3 pseudogenes are annotated in these 2,667 nt (G+C 75.0%); all 3 read right to left on the bottom strand.

Going from position 1 to position 2,667, the window contains the following annotated elements:
• Positions 1 to 1,128 (bottom strand): annotated as a pseudogene (locus GTW08_RS02100) (hypothetical protein); the annotation flags it as partial.
• Positions 1,129 to 1,684: 556 nt separating this feature from the next.
• Positions 1,685 to 2,395, bottom strand: a pseudogene (locus GTW08_RS02105) (hypothetical protein); the annotation flags it as partial.
• Positions 2,392 to 2,667: pseudogene (locus GTW08_RS02110) on the bottom strand (hypothetical protein); the annotation flags it as partial. The pseudogenes GTW08_RS02110 and GTW08_RS02105, both read right to left, overlap by 4 nt.

A 2,667-nucleotide genomic window follows, 5' to 3' on the forward strand; every position in this document is an offset into this window, starting at 1 on the left:
CTCGGCCGCGGTCCGCTCGGCGGCCTCGACGGCGAGCCCCGCGGTGAGTCTGCGCAGTTCACCGACGGTGTCCTGCAGCCGCTCCGCCGTCCGGGCCGCGGACTGCTCGGCCTCGACCGCGCCGGTGGCCTCTTCGGCGGCGGTCACCGAGCGGGCCTCCTCGGCGATCCGGCGGGCCGCGATCCGCGACGCGGTCGCCGCCAGCTCGGTCCGCGCGGCCGTCTCGGTGTCGCGGGCGGCGATCGCGGTGGCCTCGGCGTCGACCATCGGCTCGAGCCGGGACAGCGTGCCGTCGACGAACTCCCGCTCGGTCTCCAGCTCCTCGCGCTGGGCGAGCCGGTCGGCGTAGCCGGCGACGAGCTCGGCGACGTTCTGCGGCTCCGCCGGGTCGAGCACCGCGCGCAGCAGGAAGTCGACGAACGCCTCGTCGGAGGAGAACGAGAACGCCTCGGCGGCCTCGCCCTCGCCGGCGTTCATCGCGCGCTGGTAGCGGAACAGCTCCGGGTCCAGGCCGACCTCGACGAGGTGGCGGGTCCAGTCCCGGTGCCCGGTCTCCCAGGCGAGCTCGGCGTCGGGGTGCTCGCGGTGCGCGGTCTGCAGGCGCTCCCGGAAGGCGGCCAGGGTGACCCGGCGCCCGTCGTGGGTGAACGGCAGGTCGTCGAGGCCCATCCCCGGGACCGGCCGGAAGGAGAACCAGGCGTCGGCCAGCTTCTCCGGGTCGCTGGAGGCGACGTGCCCGCGCCACTCCGACACCTTCCCGGTGACCAGCAGCCGCCCGGTACCGACGTGCATCCACTCGCAGACGACGTGCGCCACGTCCTCGGCCAGCACGAAGTTCTCCAGCACCGTGGTGCTGGTGGTCCCGACGACCTGGCGCCGCCCGGGCAGCAGGACCGAGAAGATCAGCTTGAGCAGGACGGACTTGCCGCCGCCGTTCTCCAGGAACAGCACCGACGCCGGCGACGGCCGACGCGGCGTCGAGCGGTCGAGCGCGTCCGGGGCGAACAGGTCCTCCTGGACTGCGACCTTCACCGGGGCCCCGACGCCCCGCAGGTCGAGTGCGACGTCCTGGTAGCGCGCGGCGGTCGGACCGACGGAGAACAGGCGGACCCGGGTCAGCTCATACATCGCGGTCCTCCGTGCGGTGGTCGGTCGGCGGGGTGTCCGACGGGCCGGCCGGATCCGCACGCTCCGTACCCGTATCGGCAGGGTGTCGGTCCCCGGCCGTGTCGCCACCCCCGGCACCGTCCTGTGCGAACTCGCTTACCGGGTCAGCGGGTTCCCCCGACACAGCCCCGCCGACGGGATCGACAACGCCCATCGGGTCACCGGCCACGCCGTCACCCCCGACACCGCTCTGCACGAACTCGCTTACCGGGTAAGCGAGTTCCACGGACACGGTGTCCGAGCCGACTGAGCCGACCGAGCCGACCGAGCCGTCGGTCCCGGCACCGTTCGCCCCGTTCACCGGATGAACGATGTCCGAGGAGGTCTCCCCCACAGGCTGCCTCGCCGCGGGTGCCGGATCGAGTGCCGACGACGGCCCGGCCGTCTCCCCCGACCCCGGCGGATCGTCGAGGTCGGGCGCGCTTCCCGTCCCGGCCGCGCCCTGAGCACCGGACCCGGGCGCGTCGAACACGCCGTCGTGCTCGGTCACCAGGGTCCCGGCGGCGGTCGCGGCGGGCAGGACGTTCAGGGCCAGCAGCTCGTCGAAGGCCCGCTGGGCCGCGAGCTCGCGCACCTGCACCTGGTAGCGCGGCGTCGTCCGGTAGGCGCCCTCCGCGCCGACCGGGACGAGGAAGCCCTGGTCGGCGAGGAACCGCAGCGCCTTGCCGACGATTCCGCGGGTGGTGGACTCCCCGACGCGGCCGTCCTTGGTCGCGGTGGCCTCCGGGCGACGCTGCCAGACCCGCCAGACCTCCTCGAGCTGCGGGGCGTCGGACTCGGGGTCGGCGGGACCCGCGGCACGCTCGTTCAGCACCCGGCAGGCCTCGCGGACGGCGCCGTCGACGAGCTCCACCGAGACCCGGCCGACGTAGGAGTCGTCGCCGAGGTCGTCGGGGCGGGGGAAGGCCAGCGCGGCGACGGCGAGGTGTGCGATCCCGTGCAGGACCTTGTCGGCGCCCCGGTTGGCCAGGGCGGTGCGGCGGGCGTACTCGTCCATCCGGATCTCGAACACCGAGCCCTCGGTCGCGGCGAGCACGATGCCCGGGCCGGTGTCGACGGCCAGCACCACCAGGCCCAGACCGGACGCGACGCGCTGCACGGTCGTGCGGAACTCGTCGTCCTCGCGGTAGCGCCGGACCAGGTCGGCGTAGTCGGGGTCGCGGCCGGGCAGCGCCTTGGGGCGCATGCCGTAGCCGACCAGGCGGGCCGCGGTCTCGGTGTCACTCATGTCTGCGCCGTCCGTCGGTTCGTCTGTCCGCCCTGCACCCCGGCCCGCGCCAGCAGCAGGTCCGCGCCGCCGAACTCGGGGTCGTCGAGGACCGTCCCGTCGTCGACGGCGACCAGCACCGACGGGTCGCCCTGGGTCCGTGCCGTGGCCACCGCCGTCCCGACGGCGTGCATCGCCCGCAACGCGACCAGCTGCGGCAGGTCCGCCCCGGCCGCGCGGGCCGCCGCGAGCGCCGCGGACAGCCGCACCGGGTGCTCGACGTCGGCGGGCAG

This window comes from Pseudonocardia sp. SID8383 (assembly GCF_009864975.1).
Classification (GTDB): Bacteria; Actinomycetota; Actinomycetes; order Mycobacteriales; family Pseudonocardiaceae; genus Pseudonocardia; species Pseudonocardia alni.